This window comes from Paenibacillus sacheonensis (assembly GCF_009909195.1).
In the GTDB taxonomy this organism is placed as follows: Bacteria; Bacillota; Bacilli; order Paenibacillales; family Paenibacillaceae; genus Paenibacillus_Z; species Paenibacillus_Z sacheonensis.
Genome location: NZ_JAAAMU010000024.1, coordinates 20,402 through 38,462, shown reverse-complemented (window position 1 = coordinate 38,462; position 18,061 = coordinate 20,402). Strand labels below are relative to the sequence as shown.

The 18,061-nt window shown below is 44.2% G+C and carries 12 protein-coding genes; 9 read left to right on the top strand and 3 right to left on the bottom strand.

The window, feature by feature from the left end:
• Positions 1–3: 3 nt before the first annotated feature.
• Entirely contained in the window at positions 4–609 is a 606-nt protein-coding gene (locus GT003_RS28295; protein ID WP_161704339.1) for a hypothetical protein, read from the bottom strand.
• Positions 610–843: 234 nt separating this feature from the next.
• On the opposite strand from GT003_RS28295, the gene GT003_RS28290 reads away from it, so the two are divergent.
• The 6 genes from GT003_RS28290 (at position 844) to GT003_RS28265 (ending at position 8,446) form a co-directional block, all read left to right on the top strand.
• Positions 844–1,134 (top strand): YerC/YecD family TrpR-related protein, encoded by a 291-nt coding sequence (locus GT003_RS28290; RefSeq protein ID WP_161704337.1) that lies wholly within the window; start codon positions 844–846, stop codon positions 1,132–1,134.
• A gap of 4 nt (positions 1,135–1,138) precedes the next feature.
• A complete protein-coding gene (locus GT003_RS28285) occupies positions 1,139–1,978 on the top strand; it encodes a sirohydrochlorin chelatase (protein ID WP_161704335.1) in 840 nt (279 codons plus the stop codon).
• A gap of 220 nt (positions 1,979–2,198) precedes the next feature.
• Complete coding sequence (locus GT003_RS28280; protein ID WP_161704333.1) at positions 2,199–3,113, top strand: diacylglycerol kinase; 915 nt, start codon at positions 2,199–2,201, stop codon at positions 3,111–3,113.
• 45 nt (positions 3,114–3,158) lie between these two features.
• On the top strand, positions 3,159–4,823 hold the full coding sequence (gene rlmD, locus GT003_RS28275; protein WP_161704330.1) for a 23S rRNA (uracil(1939)-C(5))-methyltransferase RlmD: 1,665 nt from the start codon (positions 3,159–3,161) through the stop codon (positions 4,821–4,823).
• A gap of 400 nt (positions 4,824–5,223) precedes the next feature.
• Positions 5,224–7,359: a sensor histidine kinase gene (locus tag GT003_RS28270; RefSeq protein WP_161704328.1), complete on the top strand. Its 2,136-nt coding sequence runs from the start codon at positions 5,224–5,226 to the stop codon at positions 7,357–7,359.
• Between the two features lie 7 nt (positions 7,360–7,366).
• A complete protein-coding gene (locus GT003_RS28265; protein ID WP_161704326.1) occupies positions 7,367–8,446 on the top strand; it encodes a response regulator in 1,080 nt (359 codons plus the stop codon).
• A 261-nt stretch (positions 8,447–8,707) separates the two neighbouring features.
• Here GT003_RS28265 and GT003_RS28260 read toward each other — a convergent pair whose 3' ends face one another.
• Together GT003_RS28260 and GT003_RS28255 are read right to left on the bottom strand one after the other, a co-directional pair.
• Complete coding sequence (locus GT003_RS28260) at positions 8,708–10,147, bottom strand: UvrD-helicase domain-containing protein (RefSeq protein ID WP_161704324.1); 1,440 nt, start codon at positions 10,145–10,147, stop codon at positions 8,708–8,710.
• Positions 10,148–10,170: 23 nt separating this feature from the next.
• Positions 10,171–12,084, bottom strand: a complete 1,914-nt coding sequence (locus GT003_RS28255; RefSeq protein ID WP_161704322.1) for an ATP-dependent helicase — start codon at positions 12,082–12,084, stop codon at positions 10,171–10,173.
• Between the two features lie 122 nt (positions 12,085–12,206).
• Here GT003_RS28255 and drmA point away from each other — a divergent pair, with 122 nt between their 5' ends.
• The 3 genes from drmA to GT003_RS28240 are packed head-to-tail and all read left to right on the top strand — an operon-like array spanning position 12,207 to position 18,060.
• Positions 12,207–15,506: a DISARM system helicase DrmA gene (drmA, locus tag GT003_RS28250; protein WP_161704320.1), complete on the top strand. Its 3,300-nt coding sequence runs from the start codon at positions 12,207–12,209 to the stop codon at positions 15,504–15,506.
• 5 nt (positions 15,507–15,511) lie between these two features.
• The gene (gene drmB / locus GT003_RS28245; protein ID WP_161704318.1) at positions 15,512–17,275 is read left to right on the top strand and encodes a DUF1998 domain-containing protein; all 1,764 of its coding nucleotides are present in this window, start codon (positions 15,512–15,514) and stop codon (positions 17,273–17,275) included.
• A gap of 17 nt (positions 17,276–17,292) precedes the next feature.
• On the top strand, positions 17,293–18,060 hold the full coding sequence (locus tag GT003_RS28240) for a phospholipase D-like domain-containing protein (RefSeq protein WP_161704316.1): 768 nt from the start codon (positions 17,293–17,295) through the stop codon (positions 18,058–18,060).
• Position 18,061: the final 1 nt, after the last annotated feature.

Here is an 18,061-nt window from a genome sequence, read left to right as displayed (position 1 = left end):
AGGCTACCTGCGGGGACGTTTGCGCTTCACGCCGTTCGGCGAGAGGCCTTTGCCGGAGGCGGTCTTGCGGCGTTTCCGCTTGCGCGGCCTTCTTGGCCGGACGTAATCGTCGTCGTCCTCGGCGATCGTGGCGGAGGCGCCTTTCTTGCCGAAGGAGCCTGCCAGCACTTTGATGAGCGGCGCCATCTGGGTGATGCTGCCGACGACCTTCTGCACCTTCGTCATCGTCGTCACGATGCCGTCGAGTCCGCCCATGCGGTCGACGACGCCTTTGAGATCGTTGATGCTTTCCCCGAGGTTGAAGCCGCCTTTCTCCTTCTTGGCTTTCTCGGGCTTCGTCTCCGCGAGGGCGTCCGCGACGGACGTCGATGAAGGAGCTTCCGGCAGCGGAATGATCTGCTGGTTGGAAGCCGGCATAATATTGATGGAAGGCACCCCGTTCGAGAATTCGGCCGTGTCGAACGGCACGGGCGCCATGCCGATGCTCTTGTTCATGAACGGATCGGAGATGCCCGGGAATGGGCTGTTCCCCTGGTTTTGCGGGCCTTGACCTTGGCCGCCGAGGGGCTGCTGGAAGCTTCTGACGGACGGATCGTAGCGATATTTCACGCAGATCACAACCTTTTTCAACGTTTTGTTAGCAGTCTATGGGATAATGGTCTAGTTGGATTGGACGAATGCCCGTTTTAGGGGAAATATTTTGGGTGAATGTAAGGGGTGCGGAAGTTATGAATGCGCTTTCTGAAGTTCTGCTGATCTGTAAAGCGATACAACGGTGACGCTTGAAAATTGTCGATAAAAGCAGTACACTGAGCATATTAGTCAGGGCAGGAGTGAGCGGAAATGCAATTGAAGAAGTTAAACGACAAGACGGTCGACCAGCTGTTCGAAGCGGTGTTGACGCTGAAGTCGGTCGAGGAATGCTATGTCTTCTTCGACGATCTGTGCACGGTGAACGAGATTCAGTCGCTGTCCCAGCGGCTTGAGGTAGCGCGCATGCTCGGCAAGGGCGCTACATATAATCAGATCGAAGCGGAGACGGGCGCCAGCACGGCGACGATCTCGCGCGTGAAGCGGTGCCTCAACTACGGCAACGACGGGTACAAAATGGCGCTGGAGCGCTCGGGACGATAGACGCATGAAACCGGGCATTCTCATTATCAGCCACGGCTCGCGCGAAGCGGGCTGGGTTCGGCTAGTCGACGACGCCGCGGCGGCGGTGGCCGCATCCGAGACGTGCAAGAGCTCGTTGCCGGACGGCGGCGCGGTTCCGGTCGTATCGGTCTTTCTCGAAATCGTAGAAGGCCGTCTCATCCAAGACGGTATCGATAGTTTAGTAGCGGAAGGCGTGAAGGAGCTTTACGTCCTTCCGCTTTTTGTGTCGTCCGGAAGCACGCATGTGGACGATATCGCGCAGGCTTTCGGCCTGCCGCCCGTATCGGCAGAGCGTCCAGGCGAGCTGGAACCGTTCCGCGTTCCCGCGGACGTTCGGGTGTATATGGGCCAGCCGATCGACGACGACATCGACGGCGATATCGTCGGGCTGCTGCTTGGCAATATCGCCGAACTGTCGGAGACGCCGGCCAGCGAGCGGCTTCTGCTCGTCGCGCACGGCGCGCGCGAAGACGTGTTCCACGAACGCTACCGCGAGGGGATGACGCAGCTGGCCGCGCGGATGTGCGCGCTAGGCGGCTTCGCCGGCGCCGACATCGCGATGCTGCTGCCCGACCAGGCGGCCGGCAAGCTGCGCGCAATGCAGGAACAATACCCGGAACATCCGGTAATCGTCGCACCGCTGTTTCTGAGCGAGGGTTATTTTACCCGTACGGTCATTCCGAAGCGGCTCGAAGGGTTTGCTTACCGGTACAATGGCAGGGCGCTTCTGCCGAGCCCGCTTATCGCGCGCTGGATGGAGCGGCAGATCGGGCAATGGCTGTCAGCGATGGGTGCGGATGGCGCCGGGCGTTTGGGAAGTTAGCCGCCTTGGTGTATAGTTAGAAGGAAGAGAAGAGTAACGCAGCCTTGCTGCAATAGACGGGCTGGACGGCCGCGAGCGGCAGCTGCAGGCATGTCTTCGGTCCATATGGAGCGCGGCTTGCGGGCGCTTGACTGAAGCTGCTCCTACAGAGCTTCGGCTCGCGTTAGACGGTCATTCTATTGCGGTATTCTGCTTGTACGGATATTGTGGGGGTAGGGACGTGACGATCAAACGGGCAAGGCTCATTTATAACCCGACATCGGGTCGGGAAGAAATCAAGAAACGGCTGCCGGACATTCTCCAGCGGCTGGAGCGCGGCGGCATCGAGACGAGCTGCCACGCGACGGTAAGCGAAGGCGACGCGACGTTGGCGGCTGCTGAGGCGGCGGACCGGGGCTTCGATCTTATCATTGCGGCGGGCGGCGACGGTACACTGTACGAGGTCATTAACGGTTTGGCGGAGAAGGACGTGCGGCCGCCGCTCGGCATTTTGCCCTTGGGTACCACGAACGATTTTGCCAGAGCACTCGGGATTCCGAAGCATTGGGAGTATGCCTGCGACCTCATCATCCAGCAGTACGCCAAGCCGATCGACCTCGGACGCGCGAACAATCGCTACTTCATTAACATCGCCGGCGGCGGCTCCCTCACGGAGCTGACGTACGAGGTGCCGAGCAAGCTGAAGACGATGATCGGGCAGCTGGCCTATTATATGAAGGGTCTCGAGAAAATGACCCGCCTGCGGCCGACCGAGCTGCGCATCCAAGCCAAGGAAATCGGCGAGATCCATGAAGAAATCATGCTATTCCTCATCTGCAACAGCAATTCCGTCGGCGGCTTCGAGAAGCTGGCCCCGGACGCGAGCCTGAACGACGGCATGTTCGATGTCGTCATCCTGAAGAAATGCAACCTGGGCGAATTCATTCGCCTGGCGACCCTGGCGCTGCGCGGCGAGCATCTCAACGATCCGCATGTGGTCAGCTTCCAAACGAATCAGATTACCGTCACGACGCCGGACTACGTACAGTTGAACCTCGACGGCGAATACGGCGGCACGCTGCCGTGCACGTTCACGGTGCTGCCGTCGCATCTCAGCATCATCGTCGACGAGTCGGGCGTATCGACTTATAAATAAGCAAGCCGTGCGCAGAGACGCGCGGTTGATGGAGCGTATACAGCTATGAGCAAGATTAAGGGCAGTGCCAAGAGTAATACGGGTGGTAAAAGTAGTGTTGGGAGAAATACCGGGGGCCGGAGCAATGCCGCGAGAAATGCTGGGGGTCAGAGCAAACCCGCTAGAAATACCGAGGCGAAAAGCGTGGGCCGCAGCGCCCCTGCGAACGCCGGCAGCATCCATGCGCCGGTGAACAAGAACGACGACGTCACCGTCGAGATTATCGGACTGACGCATGAAGGCGAAGGGGTAGGCCGTGCAGACGGCTTTACCCTTTTTATTCAAGGCGCGCTTCCCGGCGAGACCGTGCACGCGCGCGTCATGAAGGTGAAGAAGACGTACGGCTATGCGAAGCTGCTGGAGATCGTGGAGCCGAGCGCGGACCGCGTCGAAGCGCCGTGCGCAATCTACAAGCAGTGCGGCGGCTGTCAGCTGCAGCATATGGATTATGCGGCGCAGCTGAAGTGGAAGCGGCAGCATGTGATCGATAGCTTGGAGCGGATTGGAAAGCTCCGGGTAGCGGGGACTGAGGGCGGAACCGCCGACAACGAGGATGACGCTCGGCACGCGGTTGTCGTACATCCGACGATCGGCATGGGCGAGCCATGGCGCTACCGTAACAAGGCCTCCGTGCCGATGGGCATGGCAATTAGCGGACTAATAAGCGGCGCGGAGGGTTTGCCGCAGCCGGATCTGAACGGCGAGCATCTAATCGGCGGCTTCTATGCCCGCGGTAGCCACCGCATCATCGACATGGACGAGTGTTTGATCCAGCATAACAGCAACGACGACATTGTAGCGAAGGTCAAAGCCATTGGCCGCGAGCTCGGTATCGTCGCCTATAACGAAGAAACCGGCCGCGGCCTGCTTCGCCACGTCATGGCCCGCGTCGGCTTCGTCACCGGCGAAGCCATGATCGTGCTCATTACGAATGGCTCGCGCATTCCGAACGTAGAGCAATGGATCTCGCGTATTCGCGAGGAGATCCCGAGCGTCACGAGCATCGTGCAGAACATCAACAAGCGCGACACCAACGTCATCTTCGGCGACGAGACCCACGTCCTCTGGGGTAGCGAGGTCATCTATGACGAGCTCGACGGGATCCGCTTCGCCATCTCGGCTCGGTCGTTCTATCAAGTGAACCCGGTGCAGACGGTGGCATTGTACCGCAAGGCGGTGGAGTATGCGGCGTTGACCGGCAACGAGCAAGTGATTGATGCCTATTGTGGCATCGGCACGATCTCGTTGTTCTTGGCTCGCCAAGCCGGGCATGTCCATGGTGTGGAGATTGTTCCGGAAGCGATCGAGGATGCGAAGCGGAATGCGGCGTTGAATGGCATCGCGAATGCTTCGTTCGAGGCGGGCCCGGCCGAAGTCGTCATCCCGCGTTGGCGGCAGGAGGGTATCGTGCCTGACGTGATCGTCGTCGATCCGCCGCGCAAAGGCTGCGATGAAGCGCTGCTCGACACGATTCTTGCGATGAAGCCGAAGCGGGTGGTGTATGTGTCGTGTAACCCGGCAACGTTGGCTCGGGACCTCCATGTGCTCGAGGATGGTGGGTATCGGACGGTTGAGGTGCAGCCGGTGGATATGTTTCCGCATACGGTTCATGTGGAATCCGTCGTGCTGCTTCTACGTAATGAAACAGTGTATCAAATAGCTTATAAATAAAAGGTTTTAGAAGGTACAACAACTTGCTCAAAACTATGGTACAGAGACTGATCTTTGTTGTTAATAAATTAATGTTAAAACCTACACTAACAAACATAAAAAGCTAATTTGATCGGAATAGACTTTAAACTGTTATAGCGGCATGGACAAGAAGAACCCGAGCGACTGTACAGAAATCGCAGTTGAAAAAACTAAGCTGCCAACGAGCCACGATACTTAATCGGTGTGCGTTGGCAGCTTAGTTTTGTTTGAAATCATAAAACCATTTGATCAGTTTTTAGTTGCGTACTAGGGTCCTCAGTAGTATATACAGTACGTTTTGTTGTAATATGGATATAATTCACAGGAAAGCTCCCATAATTAATACATAGTTTAAAAGTCGCATTATTGGAGGGATGGTATGGAAACATATCGAATTCGACCAGCTGGTCGACATTTAATAACTATTGGCGAAGGTCTAATACAAGATAGATACGCAGCGATATTAGAGCTGGTAAAAAACTCCTACGATGCCGATTCATCAGATGTAATAATAAGCTTCAATGTGGATGAGGGAAGAGATAATTTCACGATCATCGTAGAAGATCATGGGCATGGAATGTCAATAGAGGAAGTAATTGATAAGTGGATGGTACCCTCTACAAATGATAAAGTTGCCAGGAGAAAAAGTCCCAATGGACGGATTTTACAAGGACGCAAAGGGATAGGTCGATATGCTGCCAACATTTTAGGGAGAAAAATGAAATTAGAGACGATTCAGAATAGTTATAAAACAACTTTATTTATAGATTGGGATCAGTTTGTTAATGCTAAGTTCTTGGATGAAGTTGAACTTACTATTGATAACGAGGTTTGCTCTGATAAGAATGGAACTAAGTTGACTATTGTGGCTTCAAAAGAAGATATAGATGAATGGCAAAAGCAAATAGATATATTGAGATCTGAGCTAAAAAAATTAATTCCCCCTGGTGCACCATTTCTAGCAAAATCAGAATTTAAGATAATGTTAGTATTTAATAATTTTTTTCTAGAACAGACAAAAAAACATGAAGAGGAGATTCAGCCGTATCCCATTTTGGATCTTTATGATTATAAAATTACAGGTAAAATTTCTGCTGATGGTACAGGTAAATTAATATACGAAAATCAAAAAGCACGGAATACCCTAAGTGAAGAAGTCCATTTTTGCTTAGGGCAAACTAATTGTGGCGAAATAGTAGTTGATATAAGGGTGTATGACAGAGATAAAGATTCTATTGAACTGTTAATCGCAAGAGGTTTGAGAGATGAGACTACTAATAAATATCTAAAAAATCTTGAAACACGACAATTGCTTAATAGCTTAAACGGGATAGGAGTATATCGAAATGGATTTAGAATTCGTCCATTGGGAGACGCTGATTTCGATTGGTTGAAATTAAATGAACAGAGAGTACAAAATCCTTCTTTAAAGATTGGTATTAATCAAGTTATTGGTTATGTTCATATAGAGTCGGAAGAGAAATCTAACTTGGAAGAGAGAAGTGCTAGAGATGGCCTAAAGGATAATTTGGCATACAACAGATTAAAAGAAATTACCTGTGAAATAATTGCTAGTTTAGAGGAAAAAAGGTTTGTTTATCGTCGAAAAGCTGGATTATCAAAACGAACAAAAGTAATTGAAAAAGAATTAGAAAAGCTTTTTGATTATTCGCATTTGCAAAAATCCGTATCTATAGCATTAAAAAAATCTGGGTTAAACGACTTAACAATTTCTGAAATAAATAAGATGATTGAAAAAGAACAGATTGATAAGAATGCAATAATTGATGATATTAAAACGACAGTCGCAATTTACCAAGGACAAGCTACACTAGGACGAATAGTGAATGTAATTTTACATGAGGGCCGTCGTCCACTGAATTATTTTACAAATCAAATTTCTAACTTAAAGTTTTATACTCAAAAAATTAAGGAAGATACCTCTGACTCTATTTTCGATAAAATTATTAAAATAACATCTGGGTTTCATGAAAATGCATCAATCTTTGTCAATCTTTTTAGTCGCTTAGACCCTTTAGCAGCAAAAACACGTGCAACTAGATCTGATTATAATTTGTATCAAGCTATTTATACTGCTGCTCAAGTATTTGAAAATGAATTTAATATCCACTCAATAGAGTTTAGTATTAAAGGAAGTAATATTGCTACTTGGAATGGATGGAAACAAGACATATATACTATTTTCACTAATTTGATAGATAATAGTATTTTCTGGATGATTCACACTAAGGCTCAGAACAAACATATAGAAATTTCTATTCTTGAAGGCGAGAACGGGGATTGGTATGTGGACTATGAGGATTCTGGACCTGGAATAGAACGGGACTTGTTAGAAAGTGGAGTTATTTTTGAACCTGAATTCACGACAAAACCAAATGGAACGGGTTCGGGACTGGGGTTAGCGATAGCTGGAGAGGCGGCTCAACGAAATGGTTTACAGTTAATAGCACTATACAATATCCAAGGAGTTCATTTTAGGCTCAATAAGGAGTAGCAGCAGAATGGAATACTATAAATATTTACTAGTAGAAGATAATGAAAATGATTCAACAGTATGTTTAGATACAGTCGAACGTATGAATCATGAGACAACTGATTATCAAATTAGCATCGACGTTGCAAAAAATATATCTAACGCATTAGCTATGCTAAAAGAATCTTATGATGGGGCAATAATTGATATAAAACTAGAAGGGAATGACAATGGAAATGAAGTAATAACACAAATTACAGAAAAATATCGTCTTCCAGTGGCTATTATGACAGGAACTCCTGATACAGTTCTAGGAGATGAATCCCCAATTAAGATATATAAGAAAGGAGAAGCAACCTATGAGGATATTATAAAGTCTTTAATTGAGATTTCAAATACAGGACTTTTTAAGGTAATAGGTGGTAAGGGGATAATCGAAAATACAATGATCGAGGTATTCTGGAGGAACCTATATCCAAGAATTGAAACATGGAAGGAACTACGCAAGTCTGGTTCTGCAACTGAAATTATTTTACTTAGATATGCAATAGCACATATTCATGAGCTCCTTGAAGATAATATACCTCTCTATAGTGTAGAAGAGGTATATATTAGTCCTCCACTAAACCAGAGAATAAGAACAGGCTGTATATTGAAAAATAAAGAGGATAATTTATTCTATATCGTATTATCACCCCCCTGCGATCTGGCGATCCATAATGGGAAAATAAAAACTGATCGGGTTATGTTATGTGAGATTGATGATTATGGAATAATCAATATGACAGTAGTGGAGGGAGTAAGTGCTACAAAGAGAAAAAAAGCACTACTTCCTACAATTAGAAATAATAACAAAGAGTACTTTCATTGGCTGCCTAAAAACAGTGTCTTTGAAGGAGGTTATGTGAACTTCAGAAAGGTAATTAACTATAAACCTGATGAATTGTTAGAACAATTCTATCCTCCTGAATTAAGGGTCCAAGATTCAATTGTAAAGGATATTCTGAGTAGATTCTCGGCATATTATGCTCGTCAGGGGCAACCTGATTTTGATTTTGAAAAGGAAGCTGAATCAATTCTTCAAGTTTTATTTCCAGAGGGACAATAGAATTTTTATGAATGTCAGTTGAGACTCTGACCGGTCCAGTAGCGTTAGACAACAATACACCTCAAGAGGATGCCTTATGTCATAACATATTAAGGATAACTATGGTTGAGTAGCAATTTTCAAGACTCTCTTCCAGTGAAATTCTTGTAGGGGACCGGGAATCGTCGACCGTAAAACTTGTTACTCAATGGAACGGTCAAATTATTAATCAGAACTTTAAAAAAAGAACTCTGCTTGGACTATGCAGCGGAGTTCTTTTTTTTACCTATATAAATTTATATCAAGTTCATGGATAAAGGGTGATATAGGGGCAACAGCTGAAAGTGTTAATGTAAGCTTCGCTCTTGTCATAGCAACATAAAGCTTTTTACGTTCGGTTGCAATAAATGCTTCATAATCATCACCAGGAGCCATTGTACGATATGGTAATTTTCCTTCTTGTAAACCAGTAACAATGACATGATCGAACTCAAGTCCTTTTGAAGAGTGAAAAGTTACTAATTTAACCCCAGGAATTAAAAAGTCCGCTTCGTCTGATTTGATATATATGCTACCAATTCCATGTTCGGTTAAGGATTCTTCGAATTCCTCTAGCCGGTCATGTGAATTGGCAATAATGGCTATATTGTCTTTTGGAAATGCCGCTTGAATCTGTCTAACCTTTCTCACCATTGTTTTTAATTCTTCGTTGGTTTTTCCGGAAATAAGTAACTCTGGTAATGGACCCTCAGTGTCTGGATCAGCCAATGGTAAAAACTCGTTGTCATTTATCAATTGCTTATCGTGGTGCTGTAAACTTCGGGCCAACTGTATTATTTGCTTAGTTGAGCGAAAAGTTTTTCCTAAATATTTACTTCTTGCACCTCTGATATCTATACCAACACTTTTCCAGCTAAAGCCTCTTCGGTAAATTTGCTGACCTTTGTCTGCTGCTACAGTAAGGCTCTTCATTGTTAAGGATTTTATAGCTTTTAGTTGTGTGGCAGTTAAATCCTGAGCTTCGTCTATTAGGACATGGTTTGGTCTAATATTACTTAGTATACGCTCTGAATTATCAATAAGTTGTAAGGCCACATCATCAAAATCCATGCAACGCTTTCCTTTTAAAATCGATTGATACTTTTCATATATATCAAAAATTGTTTCTCTATGGGCCTTTGTGAGTTGAATTTGTGTACCGCGCCCAATGCGTTGAGCATCTAAGTACTGCGGCAGTGCTTTAATCTCATTATTTTTAATCCACGAAATTTCTTCCATAAGAAATCTAATTAGTGAACGGTCTTCACTCATCCCGTGTACTTTTGCACTCGGTAGAATAAGGTCTCCATATTTACGAATTATATTTTTAGCAAATTTGACAAAGCCTTCTTTTTCATCAGATATGGTGCGATAGTTGGTTATCCCAGAATCACGTAATAACTGAGTACCCCATTGATGAAATGTCATTGCTTCGACTACTTCATCTCTCGACGCTCGGACCATTTGTTTTATGTAAGTAGATAGAGCTTTATTAAATGTCAGAAGTAGGACTTTCGGGCCGGGAGTAACCTGTTCACCATTTATGCTAAGATATATAGCTCTCTCCAGAACAACAGTTGTCTTTCCAGAGCCAGGTATACCCCGGATGAGCAATTCTCCATCCGTACGAAATTTCACACAGTCCTTTTGTTCTTCTGTTAACTTTATCATCTTTATAGCCATTTGACGTACACCCCATATGATATCTATTCATCTTCAAACAGTTGCCTTAATTCTTCCCTTTCCGCTACCTTATCAGAGATATGCTTTGCTCTTGCACGATTAATAAGTGACACTTCGATCGAATCTAAGACAATAGTATCATCCTCAATACTTTTAGAGCTAGCAGTAACCATATATCTTTCTAAGCATGAATTTGACGTTTTGCAATCACTAAAAAAATCTTCCTGATGGATTCCTGGTCTCCCAAGTATGTATAGTTTTTCTCGAGCTCTTGTTACTCCAACATACAATAATCTTCGTTCCTCTTCGTAATCTGGCCTGCTTCCATGCGGGAAGGAGCGGTCCCCTAGATACATAAGGAATACAATTTTATATTCCTCTCCTTTAGCTGAATGCACGGTTCGTACTTGAATTCCTGAAGAATCAGCAGAGCTACTTTCGTCAGTAAGATGTTCATATAGCAGTTCTGCGGCTTCATAACAATACTCTGAGCCAGAATCCAAGGCATCTATTAAGTAAGATTTAAACTTTTCAATAGAGAGATACTTAGGTAACGTTACCTCGTGACTAGCTTCTAGTATTTCATCTATCCTTTTCCCATAGGTATCCGGTTCTTGGTAAAAATGATACATGAAATCCGATTCTTCTTTTACAGAAGATAGCGGCTTATCATTGTTGGTATTTAGAAGCAGCCCGGTATTTCTTAATGCGTTGATGACCATAGTACCTTGAGGTGCGTATTCGGAATTTTTCCTGACTAATACTGCAATTTCATGCTCCTTAACCCCTTCTTCTTGTATTAAACGTTGAATTTCAATTGCCACAAATTCAGCAGCGAGTTCCAGTCGAGGAGCATGAACTAATCGAACAGGGTTATCCGTTTGATCAAAAGACTTAGAATGTTTAAGTTCCTTTGCAACTACTAGAAGCCGGTCAAAATCAGTAGTTTGACGAACTTTGTTTGCTACATCCAAAATAGCAGAAGTCGAGCGATAATTCTCCACCATGTGTATTTGTGGAAGAACGTTAATATTCGTATCAAGTGCATCATTACCAAACTTCTTCATATTTTCGACACTGGAGCCATTAAATGTATAAATAGTTTGATCTGGATCACCCACTACATTAACCGCTATATCGGAGCCAGCCAAGCTAAAAAGCAATTGGTTCTGCGCTCTGGATGTATCTTGGAACTCATCAACCACAATTGCCTGAAGTCGCTCTCGAACACGATTTGATGTTTCACCATTCGAGATTGACATGATTCTAACAGCTTCGCTTATTAGGCCATTATAGTCTGTTGCATTGTTGTGCTTCAGGATACGCTCATACCTTCTCCAGACTGTTTTCACATCTTTACATGAAACAGTCACATTCATGTTAAGACCAATATCGACCTCGATAGCATATTGCGGATCTAGTTCCTCATGTGTATGAATAGGTTCGAGCTCATCTGATCCTTGTCGCAACTCATTGATTATTTTAAGAAATGCAATATGAGCATTTTCTCGATCCAAATTCTGCGCAACACCTTCAAGCAATTGGTCTCTGTATGAAGCAAATATATAATTATGTTCTGCTTCAGTATTCATCACTTCAAAGCGGGGCTTTAGATGCGTCTCTCCATAAGTTATCGCCATTCTGATAATCCGAAATGCTAGACCATGAAATGTAAATACCTTTACGGGACTACCAGTATGGAGATGTTTACAAAACTCTGTAATCTTCTCTAACAGTCGCACACGTGCGGTTCTGGAAAATGAAATAGCAAGAATTGAGTGGGGGGCGATATCCAGTTCTGTTTGCATGTAAATGATGCGAGCTGCTAGTGTACTGGTTTTTCCAGTACCAGCTGCAGCGTTAATAATCATATGCTCCAGTGGAGCAGTAATGGCTTGACGTTGCTTTATATTAAATTGATCCCAAAATACATTCATGATGGACCTCCAGTCACTACAGTATTTGAATAAATTCTACAAAACAGGACTTTTGTCCTTCTATGTCGAATGTTAATAATCACAAGGATGTTAATTATTCCAAGATTTAATGGGGTGCAAATATGGGTCAATCAACAATGGTTAGTATTCGAAATGAACTGATTGAACGCATGAATCTTGAATTAGTAGGACCGAATTATAACGAAGAAGAGCTCAATGAATCTCCTACTCAGCGTTATCTTACCGGGATTATTTGGCCAATGGGTTCTCAGGTAGAGGAAGAGGATGACGAAGAAGTCGTGACTGAGGAGGAAGGTGAGGAATCCGGAGCACCTGAACGTACTGCTCCGCTTATGCAGGCCATGAAGCCTTCGTCTATTGGATTATCATTCGTTGTCGAGAATGGCGTAAGACAGTTGGATATGGAAGTGAATTGGGGTCAATATGTACAAGAGGGCGATAGAAAGAACCCCCTGTGGAAGAGAAATCATGTTGTGAATATGATTAGTTTGGATGTGTTACCGGCAGATGGAGTACGCAGATCCTATTTAACAGTAAATAGTGGGGTTTTTCTGGAACTCATTTCAAGGCCGATGAATGATATTCATAATCGCCACGCAGTTAGCCTATTTTTAGTTAATCGTAATCCACTACCCGAAAAGGGGTCTAAAGATGAGCTATGCTTATTTCAACCTGAGATAAGGCTATTCGGGAAAAAGGATACATACCCTTTCTCTGTTAGAAAATTGGTTATCAAGCAGAAAACAAAATATCCTGATGTCGCAGCTGATGAATTGCTTTATCGGAATCAGACTGTCTTTGCTGTTGGTCATGGAGTGTCCGTAATATGGGGAGAGGTTAGTGAAGATAATCAAAATGCGCGTGAACTAAAAACCGTGATTATGCCTGTACATGAAATTCCAAGAGTAATTCCTCCTAACTGGGAAGGCGAGGGTTCAATGGATATGATGGATTTGGCACAGGCTGAAGACGGTGATGCTATCCATGACTTACTAAACCCTCTTCTAGATGATTATGATAATTGGATATGGGAGCAAGAAGATGCAAGCGATCTTCTGGATGGCGAGTTGAAAATAACAGCAACTGAGCATTTAAAGTCTTGTCGGGAGTCCTTGAATCGTATGAGAAAGGGACTTGATCTAATAAGATCCAGTGAAGACAACGGGCATGTTCTTGAAGCCTTCCGTTTCGCCAATCGGAGTATGGCTATGCAAAGGGCTCAGAGCATGTGGGCGAGAGTTGCTAGTAAACAAAAAGACTGGTCTAATGGGCCTGATCCTACTAGAAAATCACAATGGAGACCTTTTCAAATTGCTTTTATTCTGCAGTCAATCACGGGAATTGTAGAACCTACTCACGTTGATAGGCAGATAGCTGATTTGCTATGGTTTCCAACAGGTGGCGGTAAGACCGAAGCATATTTGGGCTTAGCGGCGTTTGTAATAGCAATCAGAAGGCTACGAAAAGAACATGATGCTATGAGAGGTGATGCAGGGGTTACTGTTTTGATGAGATACACACTTCGGCTATTGACTATACAACAATTTCAAAGGGCATCTACACTTATTTGTGCATGTGAAGTTATTCGAAATGAAAATCCGGAGAAATGGGGAGCTGAACCTTTTCGAATCGGACTTTGGGTAGGTAGTAAGAACACTCCCAATGATTTTGACAAGTGCGAAGAAGTCCTCTCATCAAAAACATATAGCTCATCTTCAACTACACCTGTTCAACTAGTTTCCTGCCCGTGGTGTGGTGCCGAATTGAAAAGGAAAAACTATTATGCAAATCGTAAATTGCGTCGAGTTATCATTGGATGCTCGAGAGATGCATGTGTTTTTCACAGGAGCAAAAATCCTGAAGGGATACCTGCAGTTGTATCTGATGAAGAGATTTATAGGCTGTTACCGACAATGATTATTGGAACTGTAGATAAGTTTGCTAGAATGCCTTGGGTAGCCGAGACTCAATCTTTAGTAGGTAAAGTTAAAGGACAAACGAAATATTGGGGTTTCACTGCTGAGGGGGCTGATGAAACAACAGAAGGATGGAGGAGATCTGTACTAAAGAGTAACCCTCCAGCCGGGGACTTTGTAGATAATAGGCCTTTGTTGCCACCTGATTTAATCATACAAGATGAACTTCACTTGATTGCAGGGCCGCTAGGAACTATGGTAGGACTCTATGAGACAGCTATTGATTATTTGTCAGGTAGAGAAATTGAGGGTAAGAGAATAGGTCCAAAAGTGGTAGCTTCAACAGCTACTATTCGTAGAGCGAGAGAACAAATATTGTCCTTGTTTGCAAGAAAACCCGCTATTTTTCCGAGTCCAGGTCTATTAGCAGGTGACTCTTATTTTTCGGTTGAGCAGTCACTGAGGACAACACCGGGGAGAACTTATGTTGGAATATTTGCTCCTGGTAGAAGTATAAAGACTGCGCTAGTTAGAGTCTATGCTGCCTTACTCGCTGCAACGGATGCTATCAATGAAGATGAAAAAAGTTTAGATCCCTATCGGACTCTTGTTGGATATTTTAATAGTCTGCGAGAACTTGGAGGAGCAGTACGTTTGATTGAGGACGATGTTAAGGCACGAATAAATGTTTTATCTAAGCGCATAAAAGGCCAACGCTTTGAGTATAAGGCAAGGGTTCTACGGGAAAATGCACCGGAGTTGACAAGTCGGGTAGACTCAAGTCAAATCCCTGAACTACTTCAAAGGTTAGAACAACCATTTTATTCAAAAGATCCTGGTGTTGCTCCGGTAGATGTTGTATTGGCAAGTAATATGATATCAGTTGGTGTAGACGTAAGTCGACTGGGGCTTATGGTTGTAACCGGACAACCAAAGACAACAGCTGAATACATTCAGGCAACTAGTAGAGTTGGACGTGAGTATCCTGGCCTGGTTTTCACTGTATACAACTGGGCAAGACCGCGGGACGTTTCTCATTATGAACGCTTTGGCTCTTACCATTCTGCACTTTACAGGTATGTTGAGGCTATTAGTGTAACGCCATTTTCATCGAGGGCAAGGGATCGAGCACTCTCAGCAACTTTGGTGATGATGTCTAGATTAAATATTCCTGGTATTGCAAAACGAGACCAGGCAAAGAAATTTAAACCCAATCATCATTTGGTATCTGAAATGAAGGAATACCTCAAACAAAGGGTTGGGAATATTGAAGCGGGAAAATTTAAAGAGGTCAACGAGCACTTGCAAAGATACATTGATGAATGGGAATCAAAAACTATGGAAAGTGCACTTGTTTACGATCGAGCATTAAAGAAACCAAAGTTGATGTATTCCTTGGGGGAAAAGCCAAAGGGAGCTATTTTTGGTGTTCCGAACTCAATGAGAGACGTAGAAAAATCTGTAGGAATATATCTAAAGGAGTAGCAGTCATGAATGGTAAAGTTGGTGAAGTTAGAAACAGTCAGTTGGTTTCTACATTTGGTCCAGGAGCAATTATGGACTTGCCAGATTTTTCGGTTATTATATCTAGCACTGACCATTGGAATTTGAAGTTATGCGAAGTAATTAAGGAACCGAGGTTGCAAAGGAAGCTGAATATCAGCAGAATCTACGCTCCACCGTCACTTCAGTGGGAGCAGGATAGCAAACAGGGAACGTTACCTGCATACCGCTTTCCGAGATTTATGGTTTGTCCCAAATGTAGAAAGCTGTCTCAGTTTAAAGAGTTTATGCTAGATCCTGATTCTCAAATTGCGTATTGCCACTGTGAGGAGAATACGAAAGTATTTCCTGCACGTTTCCTAGTTGCATGCCCTAGAGGACACATTGATGATTTTCCTTGGAGTTTCTATGTGCATTCTAAAAAAGGGAATTTTGATTGTGAGGGTTCATTATTCCTTAATGATAAAGGTGTAAGTGGATCTATTGCAGACGTGGAAGTTGAGTGCAAATCGTGTGAGGAAAAGAGGACATTGGAAGATGCATTCATGGGAGTTGGACTACCTTCATGTCGAGGCCATAAGCAATGGATTGGGCCGTGGAGTAAAGAAGAGTGCACCGAAAAGTCACGTGCATTACTTCGTGGTGCTTCCAACTTATACTTTCCAGTAGTTCAGAGTGCGCTATCAATTCCACCATACACATCCACTATTCATCAAGATGTTGCAGAAGAGATGGATCGACTTGGAAAGGTAGACTCGAAGGAAAAATTGAAAATGTACATCGAAGATGACCTGTTTCCAACCTTCAAGGAGTTTGACCTTGATGAAATATGGGGAACAATTCTGCAACAACGAGGTTTGGGAAGCGGAGAAGAGCAGGACCTCTACTATCCGGAATGGGAAGCTTTGTTACGCGGTGGTGAAGCCGATACGGAGTATGAGTTTGAAACTGAAGAACAGCAAGTGCCTGATAGATTTAGTAAGAGGATAGGCAGATTGATTATGGTGCGAAGACTGACGGAGGTACGTGTGCTTGATGGATTCAGCCGAATTGAGCCATTGCCGGATATTACCTCTGTAGGGGAAGAAGATGATACTGTAAAAGAATCATTTAAGGCATCAATTAGTGAGTCAAGAAAAAATTGGCGCCCGGGAATAGTAACAAGAGGTGAGGGTATCTTTATAACTTTACATGAGGACGCTTTGTCTGCATGGGAGAAGGAAAAGTTTTCGGACTCCAACTCTATTCCCATGGCTAAGGAGTTTGAGAGATATTGCAAAGATCGTAACATGGAGAATACAGTTGAATTCCCAGGAACACGATATGTACTCCTTCATACCTTATCACATGCTCTAATGCGGCAATTGTGTTTCAGTTCAGGATATTCGTCAACATCATTAAGAGAGAGAATATATTCCCGAAAGAAAGACGGTCAGAATATGGCTGGTGTACTAATTTATACAGCGACACCTGATTCAGAAGGTAGTCTTGGAGGGTTAGTCGAACTGGGGAAGACTGACAGATTTGAAGAAATTCTTTTTCATGCACTTGAAGATGCAAAGTTTTGTTCAGGGGATCCACTTTGTTCAGAACATAAGCCTGATGCAATTGGTGACCTTAATGGAGCTGCTTGTCACGCTTGTCAACTTGCAGCTGAAACATCGTGTGAAAAATCCAATCGATTCCTCGATCGTGGGTTTATAGTACCTACAGTATCCGATCAGTCACTAGCTTTTTTTAACCAAGAATGACGAGTAATCTGAAAGCTTTGGAGATAGCAATATCCCGGATAGTAAATAAAAGTACTGAGTCAGCAATTACTAAATTATTAGAAGTGCTGCCGAAAATTTCACTTGAAAGTATCTCATCAGCATATCATTTTTCCACATATCTGGACGGAGAATTGATATCACCATTACTGTTGTCTGATCTGATAGATGCTTGGAGAATTAGTGAATTAAAGAGTGACTCCATAATATTTGCCTTTCGGACAGCTATTAGAACGCGTAATCAGCTTGTTAGTCAAATGCCAAAGATCGACATTGTATGGACTGGTCCCTATCCACCAACTGGAGCAAATGTTAGAAGTACACTTGCGGTATTGCAAGAAATGATCGAGTCCGCACATAAAAAGATACTCCTTGTTGGTTATAGTCTTACAACTGGAGGGGCTTCCCAGATGACAGTTCTAGAAAAGTTGTTGGGAGCTGTAAAACGCGGATGCGAGGTGAAGATAGCCTTGCATGATGACGGGAGTAATTACAAGAACTTAAAGGCGATTTGGCCTAAAACGCTCCCTTCTCCCATTTTATTGAGATGGGCTGGGAGGCCGGGAGATGATATGGCAAGTTTGCATGCAAAGATGTTATTAATAGATCAAGAGGATCTATTAGTAACATCTGCTAATCTGACATATCATGGGTTGCAGTCAAATATAGAAGTTGGGGCGAGGGTAAGTGGTGGAACAGCTCGACAATTGGCTGATCATTTCTTTTCGCTTGAGAAGTCAGGAATTTTGCAGCGTGTGGAGGAGTAGA